This is a genomic window from Bacillus sp. BD48 (assembly GCF_046566805.1).
In the GTDB taxonomy this organism is placed as follows: domain Bacteria; phylum Bacillota; class Bacilli; order Bacillales; family Bacillaceae; genus Bacillus; species Bacillus safensis.
Map to the genome: position 1 here is coordinate 262,169 of NZ_JANGFM010000001.1, position 19,420 is coordinate 281,588.

At 42.2% G+C, this 19,420-nt stretch carries 19 protein-coding genes; all 19 read right to left on the bottom strand.

Going from position 1 to position 19,420, the window contains the following annotated elements; genetic code table 11:
* Positions 1-51: 51 nt before the first annotated feature.
* Positions 52-1,749, bottom strand: coding sequence for a proline--tRNA ligase (locus ACLGGR_RS01295; protein ID WP_410972367.1), 1,698 nt, complete (start codon positions 1,747-1,749; stop codon positions 52-54).
* Between the two features lie 80 nt (positions 1,750-1,829).
* The gene (gene rseP / locus ACLGGR_RS01300; protein ID WP_087975441.1) at positions 1,830-3,095 is read right to left on the bottom strand and encodes an RIP metalloprotease RseP; all 1,266 of its coding nucleotides are present in this window, start codon (positions 3,093-3,095) and stop codon (positions 1,830-1,832) included.
* 6 nt (positions 3,096-3,101) lie between these two features.
* A complete protein-coding gene (dxr, locus tag ACLGGR_RS01305) occupies positions 3,102-4,253 on the bottom strand; it encodes a 1-deoxy-D-xylulose-5-phosphate reductoisomerase (protein WP_251215450.1) in 1,152 nt (383 codons plus the stop codon).
* Between the two features lie 39 nt (positions 4,254-4,292).
* Positions 4,293-5,087, bottom strand: a complete 795-nt coding sequence (locus ACLGGR_RS01310; RefSeq protein WP_024424148.1) for a phosphatidate cytidylyltransferase — start codon at positions 5,085-5,087, stop codon at positions 4,293-4,295.
* 12 nt (positions 5,088-5,099) lie between these two features.
* Positions 5,100-5,882: an undecaprenyl pyrophosphate synthase gene (gene uppS, locus ACLGGR_RS01315; RefSeq protein ID WP_142944801.1), complete on the bottom strand. Its 783-nt coding sequence runs from the start codon at positions 5,880-5,882 to the stop codon at positions 5,100-5,102.
* A 128-nt stretch (positions 5,883-6,010) separates the two neighbouring features.
* Positions 6,011-6,568, bottom strand: coding sequence for a ribosome recycling factor (gene frr / locus ACLGGR_RS01320; RefSeq protein WP_024424150.1), 558 nt, complete (start codon positions 6,566-6,568; stop codon positions 6,011-6,013).
* A gap of 1 nt (position 6,569) precedes the next feature.
* Complete coding sequence (gene pyrH, locus ACLGGR_RS01325) at positions 6,570-7,292, bottom strand: UMP kinase (protein WP_008344767.1); 723 nt, start codon at positions 7,290-7,292, stop codon at positions 6,570-6,572.
* 134 nt (positions 7,293-7,426) lie between these two features.
* Positions 7,427-8,308, bottom strand: coding sequence for a translation elongation factor Ts (gene tsf, locus ACLGGR_RS01330; protein ID WP_034281801.1), 882 nt, complete (start codon positions 8,306-8,308; stop codon positions 7,427-7,429).
* 90 nt (positions 8,309-8,398) lie between these two features.
* Positions 8,399-9,133 carry a 30S ribosomal protein S2 gene (gene rpsB / locus ACLGGR_RS01335; protein ID WP_007499561.1) on the bottom strand — a complete coding sequence of 245 codons (735 nt, stop codon included), beginning with the start codon at positions 9,131-9,133 and terminating at the stop codon, positions 8,399-8,401.
* 155 nt (positions 9,134-9,288) lie between these two features.
* Positions 9,289-9,828, bottom strand: coding sequence for a Swarming motility protein SwrB (locus ACLGGR_RS01340; protein ID WP_323646859.1), 540 nt, complete (start codon positions 9,826-9,828; stop codon positions 9,289-9,291).
* A 21-nt stretch (positions 9,829-9,849) separates the two neighbouring features.
* A complete protein-coding gene (locus ACLGGR_RS01345) occupies positions 9,850-10,617 on the bottom strand; it encodes a FliA/WhiG family RNA polymerase sigma factor (RefSeq protein ID WP_024424154.1) in 768 nt (255 codons plus the stop codon).
* A 24-nt stretch (positions 10,618-10,641) separates the two neighbouring features.
* Complete coding sequence (locus ACLGGR_RS01350) at positions 10,642-11,142, bottom strand: chemotaxis protein CheD (protein ID WP_048239726.1); 501 nt, start codon at positions 11,140-11,142, stop codon at positions 10,642-10,644.
* Positions 11,142-11,768, bottom strand: a complete 627-nt coding sequence (locus tag ACLGGR_RS01355) for a chemotaxis protein CheC (RefSeq protein WP_142944798.1) — start codon at positions 11,766-11,768, stop codon at positions 11,142-11,144. Before ACLGGR_RS01355 ends, ACLGGR_RS01350 begins: the two co-directional genes overlap by 1 nt.
* Positions 11,769-11,780: 12 nt before the next feature.
* The gene (locus ACLGGR_RS01360) at positions 11,781-12,242 is read right to left on the bottom strand and encodes a chemotaxis protein CheW (RefSeq protein ID WP_410972368.1); all 462 of its coding nucleotides are present in this window, start codon (positions 12,240-12,242) and stop codon (positions 11,781-11,783) included.
* Positions 12,243-12,266: 24 nt separating this feature from the next.
* Positions 12,267-14,291, bottom strand: a complete 2,025-nt coding sequence (locus ACLGGR_RS01365) for a chemotaxis protein CheW (protein ID WP_410972369.1) — start codon at positions 14,289-14,291, stop codon at positions 12,267-12,269.
* A 5-nt stretch (positions 14,292-14,296) separates the two neighbouring features.
* The gene (locus ACLGGR_RS01370) at positions 14,297-15,370 is read right to left on the bottom strand and encodes a protein-glutamate methylesterase/protein-glutamine glutaminase (RefSeq protein ID WP_410972370.1); all 1,074 of its coding nucleotides are present in this window, start codon (positions 15,368-15,370) and stop codon (positions 14,297-14,299) included.
* Positions 15,367-16,272: a MinD/ParA family protein gene (locus ACLGGR_RS01375; protein ID WP_410972610.1), complete on the bottom strand. Its 906-nt coding sequence runs from the start codon at positions 16,270-16,272 to the stop codon at positions 15,367-15,369. Before ACLGGR_RS01375 ends, ACLGGR_RS01370 begins: the two co-directional genes overlap by 4 nt.
* Positions 16,266-17,384, bottom strand: a complete 1,119-nt coding sequence (gene flhF, locus ACLGGR_RS01380) for a flagellar biosynthesis GTPase FlhF (protein WP_410972371.1) — start codon at positions 17,382-17,384, stop codon at positions 16,266-16,268. Before flhF ends, ACLGGR_RS01375 begins: the two co-directional genes overlap by 7 nt.
* Entirely contained in the window at positions 17,384-19,417 is a 2,034-nt protein-coding gene (flhA, locus tag ACLGGR_RS01385; protein WP_251215455.1) for a flagellar biosynthesis protein FlhA, read from the bottom strand. The genes flhF and flhA overlap by 1 nt, the downstream gene beginning before the upstream one ends.
* Positions 19,418-19,420: the final 3 nt, after the last annotated feature.

Below are 19,420 nucleotides of genomic sequence, written 5' to 3' on the forward strand. Positions count from 1 at the left end.
TCAGAAAGGTACCTCTTTTCTACAGGAGGTACCTTCATTTTTTTGTTCGTTTTATGCTTGGCGTATAAACGAAATCAGCTCATCAACAGATACTTCATGTGATTCACCTGATTTTCTAAACTTCACTTCAACAATACCTTCTTCTGAACGTTTTCCGCAGCTAATGCGGATTGGCAGTCCAATTAAATCACTGTCTGCAAATTTTACTCCTGCACGCTCCTGGCGGTCATCGAACAGTACGTCGAAGCCTTCATCTTCTAATCGCTCGTACAATGTTTCAGCCAGTTCTTTTTGCGCATCGTTTTTCATATTTAATGCAAGGAGGTGAAGGTCATATGGCGCCACTGTTTCCGGCCAAATGATTCCTTTCTCATCGTGATGCTGTTCAACAATCGCTGAAAGAGTTCTAGAGATGCCGATGCCATAGCAGCCCATAATCATTGGCTGCGCACGACCATTCTCATCGAGGTACGTTGCATCCATTGACTCAGAATAACGAGTGCCCAGTTTAAAGACTTGTCCTACTTCAATTCCTTTTGCAAACTGGATAGTGCCTTCTCCATCTGGAGAAATGTCTCCTTCTTGAATCAAGCGAAGGTCTGTGAATTCTTTCACTGACACATCACGTGCAGGATTGACATTGACATAGTGATAATCCGCTTCGTTTGCACCAGCGACTGCATTTGTCATTCCCTTAACAGCAAGGTCCGCATAAATATCGACTTCTGCTTCCAGTTTAACAGGTCCAACAAATCCTGGCTCAGTTCCAATGACTTCTAGCACTTCTTCGCGTGAAGCAAGCTCGACAAGCTGTGCTCCTACCAAGTTTTTCACTTTCACATCATTTACTTCATGATCGCCTCTAGTTAGGATCAGAACATACGCATCATCTGCTTTAAACAAAACAGATTTAATGCAAGCACTAGGGTCAACTTCTAAAAATCCAGCCACATCTTGAATGGTTTTCACTTGCGGCGTGTGGACTTTTTCAAGTTCTTTGAAGTCCGCAGGATTTGCTTCTTCTCCGTGATATACAGCCTCCGCCATTTCGATATTCGCGGCATATGAGGAAGTATCAGAATAAGCGATGGTATCCTCTCCGACTTCTGAGAGCGCCATGAACTCATGCGTATCTTTTCCGCCCATTGCCCCTGAATCTGCAATGACTGGTCTAAAATTGAGACCCACTTTTGAGAACACATTAGAGTAAGCCGTAAACATTTTGCTATATGTTTCATCAAGGCTTTCTGGTGAAGAATGGAATGAGTATGCATCCTTCATAATAAATTCACGTCCGCGCAGCAGTCCAAAGCGTGGTCTCTGTTCATCACGGAATTTTGATTGGATTTGATATAGAGTTAAAGGAAGCTTCTTATACGATTTCACTTCGCTGCGTACTAGTGATGTGATCACTTCTTCGTGGGTTGGGCCAAGTGCAAATTCGCGGCCATGGCGATCCTTCATACGCATCAGTTCTGGACCGTATGTATACCATCTTCCTGACTCTTGCCACATTTCTGCCTGCTGCAGCACTGGCATTAAAAGCTCAGCTGCGCCTGCCTTTTCCATTTCCTTGCGAACGATGGATTGAATATGCTGAATGACTTTATGCGCAAGCGGCAGATAATGATAGATTCCACTTGTATTTTGTCTAATAAATCCAGCTCTTACTAAGAGTTGATGACTTTTTGCCTCAGCATCTGCCGGCACCTCTCGAAGAGTTGGAATGAAAGTCAGGGATTGTCTCATGTCGTTACACCTCATTTATGAAATAGGACTTCTCACAAAAACTCTTGTTTCCCGGAATGAGAAACAAGAGAGAATGGTTTTTATAAAAATAACCGCTGAATGTCATTCCACGTTACCACTAACATTAACAGCATGAGGAAAGCAACACCGATAAAGACAACAAGTGCTTCTTTCTCACGATTAATTGGTTTACCGCGAATGGCTTCAACAAATAAGAATAGTAAACGTCCTCCGTCTAGTGCTGGAATCGGTAATAAATTCACGATGCCTAGGTTGATACTGAGGAACGCCGCAAACTGCATTAATGTTAACACACCTTGTTTGGCTACTTCTCCTGTCATGTCATAAATTCCAACAGGACCTGCTAACATATCTAGTGAAAATTGTCCTGTGACAATTTTTTGCAAGTTCGTTAAGATCAGACCTGCCGTTGAAATGACAGTTGTTCCTGAAGAGGAAATGACTTTCAAGAATCCATTTTCCGTTGGCGGATAAGATCCGAAACGGCCAATGCTTTTTCCGTCCGCTTTCACAGCCTCTGGTACAACCTGAACAGTGCTTTCTTTGCCGTCTCGGTCAATGACGACATTCATTTTTTTCTCAGGGTTCTTTTGAACTGTTTGAACGACGTCTGTCCAAGAATTCATTTTCTCGCCATTAATGGACACGATGTGATCTCCCTGCATGAGTCCAGCTTCCGCGGCCCGGCCGTCTTTTGTGAGCTTACCGAGTACAGGATCATCAACGGTTACCCCTTGAATAAAGCCTAAAGCAACCAAAATCACATACGCTAGAATAAAGTTCATGATCGGTCCAGCTGCGATGGCTTTAATTCGCTGCCATACCGTTTTTGAACCGAATTGACGATTGTATGGTGCGATTTGAATCTCTTCACCATCTGCAATATAGAAACTTGTTTGACTAACATTATAGCCAGTCAGAATATCTTCATTTCCAGCTTCATATCCTGAGATTCTCATGGCATGATCTAAATCAATCTGCTCAACTTCGATGACAAGTGCATCAGGATATTTTTCTTTATCATTTAAAATGATTTTTTCTACTTCATTTTGCTCATTGAATAAGAGCCCCACTGTATGACCTGGTTTAATTTCTATGACTTCAGGGTCTTCTCCAGCCATTTTAACAAATCCGCCAATAGGAAGAAGTCTAATGGTATAAACGGTTTCTTTTCGTTTAAAGGAGAAAATCTTCGGCCCAAAACCAATTGCGAACTCGCGGCATAAAATCCCCGCGCGCTGCGCCATAATTAAATGGCCAAGCTCGTGGAAAAAAACGAGCGTTCCAAAAATAATAATAAACGCAATCACTGTATTCACGAACATACCACCTTATGTGAGGATTGATTGAACAAAGTCTCGTGTATCTTTGTCCACTTCATGGATATCTTGCAAACTAGGCGTTGAAATCACATGATGTCTAATTAGTGCCTTTTCAATCAATTCTTCAATTTGCAGGAACGTTACTTTGCCTTTTAGAAATGCATCGACTGCCATTTCATTTGCTGCATTAAGTACAGCAGGCATTGTCCCTCCTATTTTACCTGATTCATAAGCAAAATGTAAGCAGCGATACCTGTCAAAATCCGCTTTTTGGAAATTCAATTGTCCAATCTCCCAAAGGTTCAATGATTTCGCTTCTTGTAACGGCGCCCTGTCAGGGTATGTGAGTGCATATTGAATAGGTACTCTCATGTCAGGTGTCCCTAACTGAGCCATGACGCTTTTGTCGTGAAATTCGACCATCGAATGGATAATGCTCTCTTTATGTAGCAGCACATCAATTTGTTCATAAGGGATATCAAACAACCAATGCGCCTCGATCACCTCGAGCCCTTTATTCATCATCGTTGCTGAATCAATGGTGATTTTCGCTCCCATCGACCAGTTCGGATGGTTTAGCGCTTCTTCAACCGTAACACCTTCGAGTTCAGTTCGTTTTTTATCTCGGAAACTACCACCTGAAGCTGTCACGATTAAGCGTTCAATGTTTTTAGCTTGTTCACCTTGCAGGCATTGAAAAATAGCGGAATGCTCACTATCGACAGGAAGTAAAGGTACACCATATGTTTTGGCGTACTCTTTTACTATATGACCAGCTGTCACAAGTGTTTCCTTATTTGCGAGTGCAATTGTCTTTTTTTGTTCAATGGCCTTTAATGTTGGAACAAGTCCAACACTTCCTACAAGTGCATTGACCACAACGTCCACTGCATCATAGGTCGCTGCCTCGATGTTGGCTTCATCACCAGCAGCCAGCTTCACATCGTATGCAAATGAATGATTCTTTAGTGTGTGATAGGTTTCTTCGTCTACACAGCCGACGAGTTCAGGCTGAAAACGCTCAATGATCGGAATCGCCTTTGCTATATTCCTGCCAAATGTCATGGCTTTCAGCTGAAACTTGTCCGGGTGCTGCCTGATCACATCTAACGTTTGTTCTCCAATTGATCCTGTTGCGCCTAATAGCGAAATATATTTCAAATTGCCACTCCTTCTCTCGTTCAATAAGTTTCTATGAGGTTAGCTGGCAAACGTTGCGAGCAGTAAGTATAAAAACGGCAGAACGAATAAAAAGCTGTCAAACCTGTCCAAAATCCCGCCATGGCCAGGGAGAATTGTCCCTGAATCCTTCACGTGATAATGACGCTTTAAAGCAGATTCCACAAGGTCGCCAAGCTGTCCAAAGATACTGAGTAAAAGAGTAATAAACATCACAAGCAGATATGATGGCAAAAATCCTGTAACCGCCTGAAACACAAGTGACAACACGACCGCTGTGACGATTCCGCCGATAAATCCTTCTACTGTTTTGTTTGGGCTGATTTCTGGCCAAAGCTTTCGTTTCCCCATAGATTTCCCAATAAAGTAGGCTCCTGAGTCAGTAGACCAAATAATCACTGCTGCGAAGAAGATGGCACTCATGCCATATAAGCCTCTAATTTGGATAAAATAATAGAAACTAACGCCAATATATAATGTGGCTAATACAACAAAAGCAACCTCATCGAATGTGAAAGAGTTTTTGCTCAAAACTGTATAAGTTAAAAGTATTAAGACTGCAAATAAAGCAATCTGCATTTTTGATGCGTCTACGTTTGGGAAGAAGCTGTTGTCTCCGCCCATTAAAAGCCAAAGCAATATTAAGCTGACAATACCAGGAAAGCTGAAAATCGAGATCTTTTTCATTCTTAAAAGCTCAAAGAGAGCGACACTTCCCATTAAATAAATCAGCAGGGTAAATGGCATCTGTCCATATATAACAGCAAGCAAAAAGACTGCAGCTGCCAAAACACCCGTCAAAATTCTTTGTTTCATCTGCACCACCCTCTAAATTCCACCGAACCTCCGGCCGCGGCGCTGGTACTCTCCAATAGCGCCTATAAGGTGCTCATCAGAAAAGTCAGGCCAAAGCACATCCGTAAAGACAAACTCGCTGTACGCAATTTGCCAAAGCATAAAGTTGCTTAATCTAATTTCTCCACTCGTGCGAATGAGCAAATCCGGATCTTGAAGAGATTCTGTCATTAAATAAGCTGAAAACATCTCTTCTGTGATGTCTTCTGCTTGAAGCTTACCTTCTTTGACCTTTTCAGAAATTTGTCTGCATGCGGAGACGATTTCTGTGCGCCCTCCATAGTTGAGCGCAAAGTTTAAAATGAGTCCGTCGTTGTTCGCCGTACTCTTTACTGCGTTCTCTACCGCTTTTTTCGTATGCTGCGGGAGGCCGTCTGGATCACCTGTTAAACGCACACGGACATTTTCTTCGATGAGTTCAGGCAGGTAGATGTTTAAAAATTCCTCAGGAAGTTTCATTAAAAAGTCTACTTCTAGTTTTGGACGTTTCCAATTTTCCGTAGAGAAAGCATACAAAGTCAGCACTTTGACATTCAGCTCATTTGCAAGCTTTGTCATGCGCTTGACGACTTTCATTCCTTCATGATGACCTGCTACCCGTGGAAGAGCACGTTTTTTCGCCCATCTTCCGTTCCCATCCATGATAATGGCGATATGTTCAGGAATTTCTCCATTTAATATGTCTTCTTTTGTCAGGCTTTCTAAGTTGGAAGCTGCTGTTTGCTGATTCTTCCAATTTTTGAGTATATTGAGCATGAGATTCCTCCATCACCCAAAAAGGTTGCGTTCCCGCTAAAATATAGTCATCAACAGTATTAACAAAAAAACCCCCTGTAAACATGAAGAGGGTCTTTTCACTATTATCTATTGTACATAGTTTTTTCTTAAACTTCCATGATTTCTTTTTCTTTATCTTTCGTCACGTCATCAATTTTAGCGACATATTCATCTGTCAATTTTTGAACATCCTCTGTTGATGATCTTAATTCATCTTCAGTGATCTCCCCATTTTTCTCAAGCTTTTTCAAATCATCGTTTGCATCACGACGCACGTTACGAACAGCCACTTTTGCTTCTTCTGAGTATTTTTTTACTACTTTCACAAGCTCTTTACGTCTTTCTTCTGTCAGCGCAGGAATCGCAATGCGGATCACATTTCCGTCACTTGTTGGCGTGATGCCAAGATCAGACTTTTGGATCGCTTTTTCGATATCACCGATTGCTGTTTTATCGTAAGGTGTGATAATCAGCATACGTGCTTCTGGCACTGTGATTGACGCAATTTGATTAAGAGGTGTTTGTGCACCGTAATAATCAACTGTCACTTTATCAAGCAGTGAAGCATTTGCACGGCCTGCACGAACAGTTGCAAGCTCACGTCCGTATGCTTGTACGGCTTTTTCCATTTTTTCTTTCGTTTGGTTCAACACTTCTTTTGACACGTTATTTCCCCCTCACGATCGTTCCGATTGATTCGCCGTTTACGGCACGTTTAATATTTCCTTCTTCCATAATGGAGAATACGATTAATGGAATGTCATTGTCCATACATAATGAGGACGCAGTAGAATCCATTACAGCAAGCCCTTCTTTAAGTACATCAAGATATGAAAGCTTATCATATTTTACTGCATCCGCATCTGTACGAGGATCAGCACTGTAGACACCATCTACATTATTTTTCGCCATTAAAATGACATCTGCTTCTATTTCTGCTGCTCGAAGTGCTGCCGTAGTATCTGTAGAGAAATAAGGGTTCCCTGTTCCAGCAGCAAAAATGACGACACGTTTCTTTTCAAGATGACGGATCGCTTTTCTTCTTATGTATGGCTCTGCAACCTGTCTCATTTCAATAGAGGTTTGCACTCTAGACTGAATGCCAAGTGTTTCTAGACTGTCCTGTAACGCCAGTGAGTTCATCACTGTTGCCAGCATCCCCATGTAGTCTGCTGTTGCACGGTCCATTCCTAGATCACTGCCTGTCTTCCCGCGCCAAAGGTTTCCTCCGCCTACAACGACTGCAACTTCAACATCAAGCTCTGCAATTTCTTTTACTTGCTTTGCAATGGATTGAATGACAGTTGGGTTAATTCCATTTCCAGCATCACCCGCTAGTGCTTCGCCACTTAGCTTCAGTACAATGCGATTATATTTCGGTTTGCTCATGATAACCTCCAAGTGTATACTATACCGTCTCTTATTATGCGTAAGAAACTGCCTTTTGTAAATCAATATCCTCTAAAAAATAGGGAACACAGTGCTTGTGCTCCCTAAAAAAGCCCCAGAGAGCTTTTCAAACATTATTTTTTCACTTGGCTCATAACTTCTTCAGCAAAGTTGTCTTGACGCTTTTCAATACCTTCGCCCACTTCATAGCGAACATAAGTTTGAACAGTTGCGTTTTTCGCTGCTACAACTTGTTTCACTTTTTCATCTGGGTTTTTAACGAACGCTTGGTCAAGTAAGCAAATTTCTTCGAAGAATTTGTTTAGACGGCCTTCTACCATTTTAGCTACGATGTTTTCAGGCTTTCCTTCTTGAAGCGCTTGCTGTGTTAATACTTCACGCTCACGGTTTGCTTCTTCTTCTGACACTTGGTCACGAGAAATGTATTTAGGGTTTACAGCTGCAACGTGCATTGCGATGTCTCTTGCAAGCTCTTCGTCAGTTGTTCCGTTAAGAACAGCCAACACACCGATACGTCCGCCCATGTGCAGGTAAGAACCGAATGCAGCATTATCTTCTTTCGTGATGACAGAGAAACGGCGTAGAGTGATTTTCTCTCCGATTTTCGCAATTGCAGATGTGATATGCTCTTCAACTGTAGAACCGTTTTCCATTTTAGAAGCATGAGCTTCTTCAATTGTTGCAGGTTTAGCAGCAAGCAAATGATCAGCAAGTTCGTTAAGAAGTGCTTGGAATCCTTCGTTTTTCGCAACGAAATCAGTCTCAGAGTTCACTTCTAGGATTACGCCTGTGTTGCCGTCAGTTTTGATAAGAGTTAATCCTTCTGCCGCAATACGGTCTGCTTTTTTCGCAGCTTTTGCGATTCCTTTTTCTCTTAGAAGGTCGATTGCTTTCTCGATGTCACCATCAGTTTCTGTTAACGCTTTTTTACAGTCCATCATACCTGCACCAGTTTTTTGACGCAGTTCTTTAACTAATTGAGCAGTAATTGCCATTTTACATTTCCTCCTTCTATGTTAAACACGGATTACTAGGTGAAAAAAAGGTGATAAAAGGCATTTCCCTCTTATCACCTTTTGAATAGGTTACGCAGTTGTTGTTTCAGTTTCTGTCGTTTCTTCTACAACAGCTTCTTCTTCGCCTTGTTTAGACTCAAGAATCGCATCTGCCATTTTAGCAGTTAGAAGTTTTACAGCACGGATTGCATCATCGTTTGCAGGGATCACAACATCAATTTCGTCTGGATCACAGTTTGTGTCAACGATACCGATGATTGGGATATTCAATTTACGAGCTTCTGCAACTGCAATACGCTCTTTACGAGGGTCGATAATGAAAAGTGCATCCGGAAGACCTTTCATGTCTTTGATTCCGCCTAGGAATTTTTCAAGACGCTCTAATTCTTTTTTCAGTTGAACGACTTCTTTCTTAGGAAGAACTTCGAACGTACCGTTTTCTTGCATTTTTTCAATATCTTTTAAACGTTTAATACGTTTTTGGATTGTTTCAAAGTTTGTTAAAGTTCCACCAAGCCAGCGTTGGTTCACATAGAACATACCAGAACGGATTGCTTCTTCTTTCACTGAATCTTGTGCTTGCTTTTTCGTACCAACGAAAAGGATTTTTCCTCCGTCAGCAGCAAGGTTTTTCGTGAAGTTGTAAGCTTCTTCTACTTTTTTCACCGTTTTTTGAAGGTCGATGATGTAGATACCGTTACGCTCTGTAAAGATGTAACGCTTCATTTTTGGGTTCCAACGGCGAGTTTGGTGACCGAAGTGAACACCAGCTTCTAGCAATTGTTTCATAGAAATAACTGACATTTTGTTGCCTCCTAATATAATGGTTTTTTTTCCTCCGCTTAAGTCATGTTCACATAAAACTGCGCCACGGCAGCACCTTCATACGAATCATTAAGCGTGTGTATTTAACACCAAGAAATAATATAACACATGATGGACTGACAATCAAGAATCCTTTACAGCTTTCCGCTAAATTTTAATAAAAGCTCGATTTCTGTCTTGCCAGTTTTCATTTCTTTCGCTATTTCTTCTAGTGATCGCCCTTCTTCATATAAGGTCTTCACTTGGTCTTCGAATGTTTCTTCTATTTCACTTTTAGAAGGCAGAGAAGCCTCTGTTTCAAGTTCTGGAACGGGTTCATTTACCTTCTCTTCCTGCACCTCAACTTCGCTAAGGAGAGCCGACAGGTGCTCTGGTACGGGATCTTCACTTTCGACCGATTGCTGGGATTCAATTGGTGGTTGTGGCTGCTTTGGTGTCTGAAGATCCGATTTCAGCTCTTCAGCAGAAAAATCAGGGGAAGCGGCTGCCACTTTTGATAGTTTGTCATTCTCTTCTTTGACTTCCATCAAAAAGGCAGCCAGGGTATTTTCCGTTTCTTCTAGAAGTTCTCGCTGCTTTTGTTCTGTTGCCTTCAGCGAATTCATTCTCGTATATAAAATGATCACAAAATAAATAAGTGCAGCATGAAGCATAAAGCTAATCAGCCATAACATATATTTTCACTCACTAACTCTTTAAGATTGAATGGCTTTATCAAGCAGATGCTTAAGCTTGAACAAGGCCTTTGAATGAATTTGCGAAATGCGCGAGGTAGATAAATTAAGCACTTGACCGATTTCCGTTAATGTCAGTTCTTCTTTATAGAAAAGACTGATCACGAGCTTTTCTTTTTCTGAAAGCTCTGTGATTTTTTCAGAAAGCTGTTCAATTAATTCATCTTTCAGCATTTTCTCTTCAGGAGTCACAGACTTCTCATCGCGAATCATGACTTGAACGTTTTCTCCGTCTTCTTGATCATGCAGCTTCTCATCGATTGAGAGCAGATTTGCAAAGAATCCTTCATTCATCGTTGTGACGACATCCTGTTCACTCATGCCGAGTTCCTCAGCCACCTCTGTTGGCGTCACATTACGCAAATAACGCTGTTCAAGCTTTTCAATAGCCGCTTCTACTTTTTTTGTTTTTTCTCTTGATGTACGAGGCAGCCAGTCCTCTTTACGAAGACCGTCGATGATGGCCCCGCGGATTCTGAAGGATGCATATGTATCAAACTTCAGATCTCTTCCGGGATCAAATTTTTCAAGGGCATCATATAAACCGAGCATCCCTAGACTGATCAAGTCTTCTTTATGCACTGACTTCGGGAGACCGATGGAAATTCTTCCAACATGATATGTGACAAGCGGCATATAGCGGCGCATAAGATCATCTCCAGCAGCTGGGTCTTTCCACTCTTTCCATCTAGCCCATAGCGCCTGATCTTCGTAATTTAAGGATTGCATCTTTATCCCCCTATACTTCCTTAGTTATATCTTCATAATGCCTTGCTTCACTGTGCGGATCTCAAGCTCTGCCGTAAGCGGATCGAATTCAATCGTACGGCCATTGTTTCCGCCTGTATCCTCACTAATAATCGGGATATGATGAAGAGACAGATGTTCTTTCACAGCTGAAACGTTTCTCGGTCCAATTCTCATAAGATCATTGGTTGACTTAAACTTAAACATTTCCGCCCCGCCAGCAAGTTTTGCCTTTAGCGCATGTTTGCGTGCGCCTGCTTTTAGGAGCAGATCAATTGTATGCTTGACACCTGTATCTGCATATTTAGCCAAGTTCTCCACCGCCCCTTTTGAAAGAGAGGAGTCTGGAAGCATAACATGGACAAGACCTGCCAGCTTTTTCTCTTGATCAAACAAGACAAGCCCTACGCAAGAACCAAGACCGGATGTCCGAATGCGGTCCGGTGTTTTGACAAGCTGAACATCTGCAATACCAACCTTTACAACTGCCGGAATTTGCACGTTCATTATAGGTTACCTAATGCTTTGAATAGTTTTTCAAACGATTCAAAGTCTGGTAGTAGAAACATATTTCCTTTCAGCTCTTGCTTATTTTGATCATCAAAAATAGATGTATCAATCACAATAGCCTGATCGCCAAGAGGACTGAATTGCATTAACCCTTCACTAATGACAGCCCCGAACATATCGAGCGTGACATCTGGAACACTTGGGTAAAGCTGCAATTTTGTTAAATCGGCAAGGGCTGATAAATAAGAGCCCGCTAAAATATTTCCCAGCTCATGAAGTGCTGACGTTCCCATCTCATGTTCATGAATCGTATCAATATCAAATGCCGGGTCCTGGACAAGCTCTCTTACAAATTGCTCCGCTTGCTCAAACGGCATAATGAAAAAGATTGAACCGGATAAATCCCCTTCCATTCGCAGGAAAATACTTGCAACGGGAAGATCTGCACCGCCAAAGAATTCCATTAAATCTTCAAACGAGAGAACCTTGACAAAAGGAACAGCCATATCTATTTTGCGATCCAATAGGTTGGCAAGAGCAGACGCTGCGTGGCCTGCCCCGATATTCCCAACCTCTCCTAAAATATCTAGCTGTTCATCTTTAATTTCGTTGAAAATGCTCATTTCACATCCCCCTTAATGAACAGGTGTACCTTGAACGCTCTTATCGAGGACAGCACCGGCATGAATGATATTGAAAAGACGCTGATCATGCTTAATGATACCTGTCACCCATGACTGTCCTTCTTTTTCAGCTGATTCAGGAGAAGATTCTACTTCTTCCTGATGGACGGTAATCACATCATTTGCTTCATCAACAATCCAGCCGACTTCAATGTCGCCAACTTGTACAATGATCATTCTTGTTTCATCTGTAATCTCGTTATCAGTGGAACCAAGTCTGACTCTCAGGTCAATGACAGGCGTCACGACACCGCGTAAATTAATAACACCGCATATATAAGGGGCAACGCCAGGAACTCTTGTCGGCTGCTGCCATTTTTCAATGGACTTTACTTCTGATACTGAAATGGCGTATTCTTTTTTGTTTACGATAAACACAATCATCTTTTCGCCAGTTTTGATATCTGTACTCATTTCAGACCGCTCCTCTATTGTTTTTTACTTGATCAGTGCATTACAGTCAACGATGAGTGCAACTTGACCGTCACCTAGGATGGTTGCGCCGGATATCGCAAATACGTTTGGCAGATAATCTCCTAGTGATTTTAATACAACCTCTTGCTGACCAATAAATGAATCGACCACAAATGCTGTCAGCTTGTCTCCTTTACGAACAACAATGATGTGCAGTTCTTCCTCTAATTCATTCGCATTTGGTACGTGGAATTGTTTCTTCAAGTACACGACCGGTACGATAAATCCGCGGAAGTCAATCACTTCACGATCATGCGTTTGAAGGATGTCACTTTTCTTAATGACAGCCGTTTCAATAATAGAAGAAATCGGAATCGCAAATGTTTCCTCTTCTAGTTTTACAAGAAGAACGGAAATAATCGATAATGTAAGCGGAAGCTGGATTGAGAATAGTGAGCCCTGTCCTTCTGTTGAGTTAATGCTCACAGATCCGCCTAGTGATTCCAGCTTGTTTTTCACAACGTCAAGACCTACACCACGGCCTGAGATGTCAGAAATCGTATCAGCTGTAGAGAATCCTGCTGCAAAGATCAATGAATCAATTTGATGATCTTCAAGCGTTTCTGCTTCTCTTTCTGTAATAACACCGCGCTCTAACGCTTTTTCAAGCACCTTTTTACGGTTAATACCGCCTCCATCATCTTCTACTTCAATGAAGACATGATTTCCGCTATGATACGCTTTTAATAGAACCGTACCTTTTTCCGGCTTGCCTTTTTTCACACGTTCTTCTGGTGATTCAATCCCGTGATCTAGACTGTTTCTAAGTAAGTGCAAGAGAGGATCTCCAATCTCATCGATCACTGTTCGATCAAGCTCTGTCTCAGCACCCTCAATAATAAGTTCAATTTTCTTATTAAGCTCTTTCGTCAATTGACGAATCATACGCGGGAATCTGTTAAACACAGTTTCCACAGGGACCATTCTCATGTTCAGGATGATTGATTGCAGGTCTCCTGAAATACGTGTCATTCTTTCGACTGTGTCTGTGAGTTCGTTATTTTCTAGTTCTTTGGCAATCTGTTCTAAACGGCCTCTATCAATCACAAGTTCTTCAAATAGGTTCATAAGAGAATCTAGACGGTCGATGTTGACACGAATTGTTTTTGTTCCGCCTGCAGCTGCACCGTTATTGCCATTTGCTTTTGGCGCATCATTTGCTGGCGCTTTCGCAGCAGGAACGGATACTTCTTCTTTTTTCTGTTCAGGCTGCGCCTCTTGTGTTTCAACTGGAGCTGCTTCTTCAAATGCGGAGACTTCAGAGATTTCAACCTTCTCAACTTCTGAGATTGATGTGACGATTTTCTGCACTTCGTCCATCGGCTGTTTAGAAAGATAAGAAATGCTGAATTCAGATTCGAAATCTTCTGATTCTAATAGTTCTGCATTTGGAACGGTTTTGACAACCTCGCCTGCTTCATTTAGTCTTTCAAAAATCATATAGACACGAACGGCTTTTAGTAAGCACGCTTCGCTTAATGTCACGTTGAGTTCATAGCATTTGAAGCCTTGCTCTCTCGCTTCATCAAGAACCGTTCGTTCAAATTCGTTATAATCTAAGTCATTAGCAGCTGATGCATCCGCTGTTTCAACGCTAGAAGCTGCCTCAGCATGGCTTCCTGTCACATCTAGCTTTTTACTAATCTCTGTGACATCACGTTTCCCGTCTCCGCCTTCTGCAATCGATTGAACCATTGCTTCAAGATGATCGAGTGCTTCGAACATCGTATCCATTGACTCAGGAGTAACAATCATTTGTTCATTACGGATAGCATCAAACATGTTTTCTAAGTGATGCGTTAGGTGAGCCATATCGTCAAAGCCCATCGTCGCACTCATGCCTTTCAATGTATGAGCCGCTCTGAATATATCATTCACTAGCTGCAAGTCGGTTGGGTTCTTTTCTAAATCAAGAAGTTTTTCATTACAAGTTTGTAAGTGTTCTCTGCTTTCATCTAAAAAGATATCTAAGTATTGGTTTACATCCAACGTGTTCACGCCCTCTCTTTTTTCATGGAGCTTATAATTGCATGTGCGATGTCATCCACATGCCTTGTTTCATGTGCAAGGCCTGCTTTAATGACTGATTTAGGCATTCCGAAAACAACACATGATTCTTCTTTTTCTGCAATGACTTTCGTATGGCCGCTTGCGACCATTTTTTTGACACCTTCAGTACCGTCACTGCCCATGCCTGTCATAATGACAGCGATTTTCTCGTAACCTTTTATGCTGCTGATGGATTCAAATAAATAGTTAACAGATGGTTTGTGCCGGCTTTCCGTGTCTTCAGGGGACAGCCTAATGACGAGTGCCCCCCCTTGGTCATGAAGTGACATATTCATTCCACCAGGAGCTATGTAAGCCACTCCATTTTTCGCGATGTCTCCGTCTTGTGCTTCTTTAATCGTAATTTGGGATAAATGGTCTAACCTAGTAGCAAGTGATGCCGTGAATCCTGCCGGCATATGCTGCACAATCAATATAGGCGCCTCTATGTCCTTAGGCAGCTTCGTTACGACTCGTTGAAGCGCCCTTGGGCCTCCTGTAGATGTTCCGATAGTAATAATCTTTCGGAGTGAGCTGCCTTTTACTGATTGCGGGCGGGGTGCAGCCACTGGACTTGGCGGCTTGATCACTGGCTTAGGAGACACCTTCTCTTCAGTGCGTTTCCTTGATAGTCCTGCTGCAAGTACCCGCTCTACAATTTGCCCCCTTACTTTGTGCAAATCGAGAGAAATACTTCCCGAAGGCTTTGTCACAAAGTCGAAAGCACCGAGTTCTAAGCAATGGATGGTTAAATCTTTTCCTTGCTTTGTCTGGCTTGACACCATAATCACGGCAAGGTCGTGTTCAGCCAGAATTTGTTTTAATGCTTCTGTTCCATTTAAAACAGGCATTTCCACATCTAATGTGACAACATCTGGATTCAGTTCCTTGATCCGTTTTAAGGCATCTTCCCCATTTCGCGCCGTTCCGACGACTTCTATTTCTTGCTCGGCACTTAGAAAATCACTAATGAGCTTTCTCATAAAGGCCGAGTCATCTACTACTAGCACTCTGATCATGAGTCCACCTTCCTCCTTTTAAAAAAAGAGGACAACTTATCTATAAACGTATGCTGTTCTCTCCGTGCCTCTCTTATCTGCTGATGATATAGTGTTTCTGCCAGCATCTTAATCGTTTTACTCAGCCTTGAATGAGGCTGCTTCATATAAAATGGAATTTGTTCTAATACTGCTTTAGGAACCGCAGGATCATCAGGCACAGCGCCAGTAAATACAAGTTTTCTGTGAAGAAAAGATGTGACCACTCCTGCTAATTTCCGGTAGGTTTCAGACCCTTCTGACGGGGTTTTACATCGGTTGACAATGATCTGCACAGACCGTTCAAACTGATGAATGGCTAAGTGTTTAATTGCGCTGTAAGCATCCATGATGGATGTTGGCTCTGGTGTAGTCACAACGACCACTTCTCCTGCTGATAAGACAAAAGGCAGCTGATCTTTCGACAAGCCGGCACCCATATCAAAGAAAATACAATCAAAGCCCTGCATCATTCTTTCCATCTCTTCCAAAAAGAACGACCATTGATCTTTATCTAAAGAAAACAGCTGTTCAAGTCCGCTTCCGCCAGAAATGTAATATAAGTTATCCGTTCCTTTTGTCATGGCTGCTTGGAAGGATTTTTTTCTGACGAGAACATCTAATATAGAACTAGTCGATGTTTTCCCTAGTAAAATATCAATATTCCCCATCCCAAAATCAAGATCAATCACTAACACTCTTTTGCCTGTACTTGCGATAGACAGTGCCATATTCAGGGTCAAATTCGATTTACCAACCCCGCCTTTACCGCTCATGACGGCAATGGTTTTTGCCTGTCCGCTGACGTTAAGAGGAGCCGGTGTAATCATTTGACTCTGCTGAACTAGTTTTCTTAACCCTTCTGCTTGGTCGGGCTTCATGATTGTAAAACCATCCTTGTTAGTTCAAGAGGAGAGCCTTCAAGAATATCCTCAGGCACATTTTGGCCATTTGTTAAAAAACCAAGTTTGATTTGAGAGTCTGCAATGATTTGAAAAATGGTTCCCATCGTGTCCGTTTCATCTACTTTTGTAAAAATGAATTGATCGATTGGAACGTGTTCAAAACGTTTGACCATGGCTTTCATGTCTTGATACTTCGATGTCGCACTCATCACGAGAAAGCTTTGAATGCTCTCATCAAATGGAATAATGTCGGTCAGCTCTTTGATATACGCTTCTTCTTTAAAGTTACGGCCTGCTGTATCGATGAAAATATGATCATACTCTTTAAAGGTCTCTTGGGCTTTCACAAAATCCTCTCTCGAATAACAAACCTCAAGCGGTGCATTCAGCAGTTCAGCATAAGTTTTCAGCTGTTCGATTGCTGCAATACGGTACGTATCGGTTGTAATAAAAGCAATCTTCTTTTGCTGCTGAATGGCTGTTTTAGCGGCAAGCTTTGCAATCGTTGTCGTTTTACCAGCTCCGGTTGAACCGAACAGTACAATGTATTTTGACGAAATCATCGGCTCATCAGAGGTTTGCGCTGGCAGCATATCTGTCAGCAGTTGTTCAAGCTCTTTATTTATGTGATCATCTTTAACTGCGCCCTTTGTTAAAAGACCCTTCAGGCATTCGTCTCGAATAGCATCATCAAGCCCTTGATCCTTTAGCTTTTGATCGATTGCTATAAGAGGATCAGGCAGAATACCCGCATGCCGTTCATTCCTCACATATTCTAAAGGCTGAGCATGAGAAGGCGCTGGTTTCGCCGCCTTGGGAGCAAAGGAAGGCTCTTCGGGCAGCTTTTGAACTTGCTCCTTTTTTGGTAACACTGGGAGAGGCGGCGCAGGGTTTAAACCTTTACCAGCTCTTTCCTCGAAATCTTGATCCAGCACTGCAATCACTTCGACCATTTGCTGCTTCTTTAAACCGAACAGTTTGCGTTTGACAACGGTTTTGGAATTTAAAATAACGGCATCTTTCCCAAGCTGCTGCCTAATTTGAATCGTTGCCTCCTGCATAGAATTTGCTATGATTTTTTTCATTTTCATTAGATATCCACCACTCCGATGCTCTGTACTTCCACATTCGCTTCTAGTTCGTTATAAGATAGTACCGGTAAGTCTGGGAAATATCTTTCTAACAACTGCTTAACGTACATTCTTATAGGAGGTGAGCATAATAGAACCGGCGTTTCCTGACGAAGCGAAAGCTGTTCAATTTCTCTCGCCACTGATTGAATCACACTTTCAGAGGATTCTGGATCTAACGATAAGTAGTTGCCATGCTCTGTCTGCTGAACGCTGTCTGCAATTACTTTTTCGACTCGGCCTGAGCATGTCACGACTTTGAGTGATTCATTTTCTCTTGCATACTGTGCGGTAATCTGTCTTGCCAGCGCCTGTCTAACATACTCTGTTAATAAATCTGTATCAGTCGTTAATTTTCCGTAGTCTGCAAGCGTCTCAAAAATGGTGACAAGGTTTCGGATAGAGACCTTTTCTTTCAGCAGCTTCGCCAGTACTTTTTGAATATCACCGACTGCCAGTGGATTTGGCGTTACCTCATCCACTAAGACAGGATAACTTTCTTTCAAATGATCGATTAATTGCTTCGTTTCTTGGCGTCCGAGCAGTTCGTGTGTGTTTTGTCTAATTTTCTCTGTAATGTGAGTAGACACAACAGATGCTGGATCCACAACCGTATAGCCTAGCATCTCAGCCTGATCTTTTTCTGCTTCTGATATCCATTTAGCCGGCAGACCAAAGGATGGTTCGATTGTTTCAATTCCTTCAATCGGATCATCATCAGGCGTTGGGGACATCGCTAAGTAGTGATCAAGCAGCAGCTCTCCTTTTGCTACTTCGTTCCCTTTAATTTTCAACCGGTATTCATTTGGGTTCAGTGCGATATTGTCCCGGATTCGGACGACTGGAATGACAAGACCAAGTTCGAGGGCAAGCTGCCTTCTGATCATTACAATTCGGTCTAACAGGTCACCGCCCTGATTTGCATCAGCGAGCGGGATGAGGCCGTAGCCAAATTCAAATTCAATGGCATCCATTTGCAGGAGATGAATGACGCTTTCTGGACTTTTCATCTCTTCTACCTCTGCCTGTTCCTCCAGTACCTCTTCAATTTCTTCTTGGTCTTGTTTGTTTTTCGACATCAAGTATGCGCCGAGGGCAAGTAAACCTGCGATCGGTCCTGTCAAAAGTATGCCGATAGGCGTAAACAGCCCAAGAAGGAAAATCGTGCCTGCTGTGACGTAAAGCATAGCAGGGAATGCAAACAGCTGTTCAGTGATATCTGAACCAAGGTTCCCATTAGAAGCAGCCCTAGTGACGACAATCCCTGTTGCTGTTGAAATGAGAAGTGCAGGAATTTGTGAAACAATCCCGTCTCCTACCGTTAATAGCGTAAAGTGGGAAGCTGATTCTTGAATCGACATTCCTTGCTGAAGCATCCCAATAATGATTCCAAAAATAATATTAATAATAACGATGATAATACCTGCGATGGCATCCCCTTTAACGAACTTACTGGCACCATCCATCGCTCCATAAAAGTCTGCTTCTCTCGCTACTTTTTCACGGCGATTTCTTGCTTCACTTTCTGTCAGCATACCTGCATTTAAATCTGCGTCAATACTCATTTGTTTACCTGGCATCGCATCGAGTGTAAATCTTGCCGCAACCTCTGATACACGCTCTGCCCCTTTTGTGATAACAATAAACTGAATGATGATCAGGATAAGGAAAACAACGAGACCAACGAGGATATTTCCTCCAACAACAAATGAACCGAACGTTTCTACAACCTTTCCAGCATCTCCTGTTGAAAGAATAGAACGTGTTGTAGAGATGTTAAGCCCCAAACGAAACAGCGTTAAGAGCAAAAGCAATGATGGAAAAATTGAAAATTGCAGTGGTTCTTGCATGTTCATTGTGGTGAGAAGCACGATAAGCGCAAGAGAAATATTAATAATGATTAAAATACTTAATAGCATTGGCGGAAACGGTATGACCAGCATCGCCACAATTAAAATAACACTGAATAAAACAGATAAATCTCTTGCTGACATGCC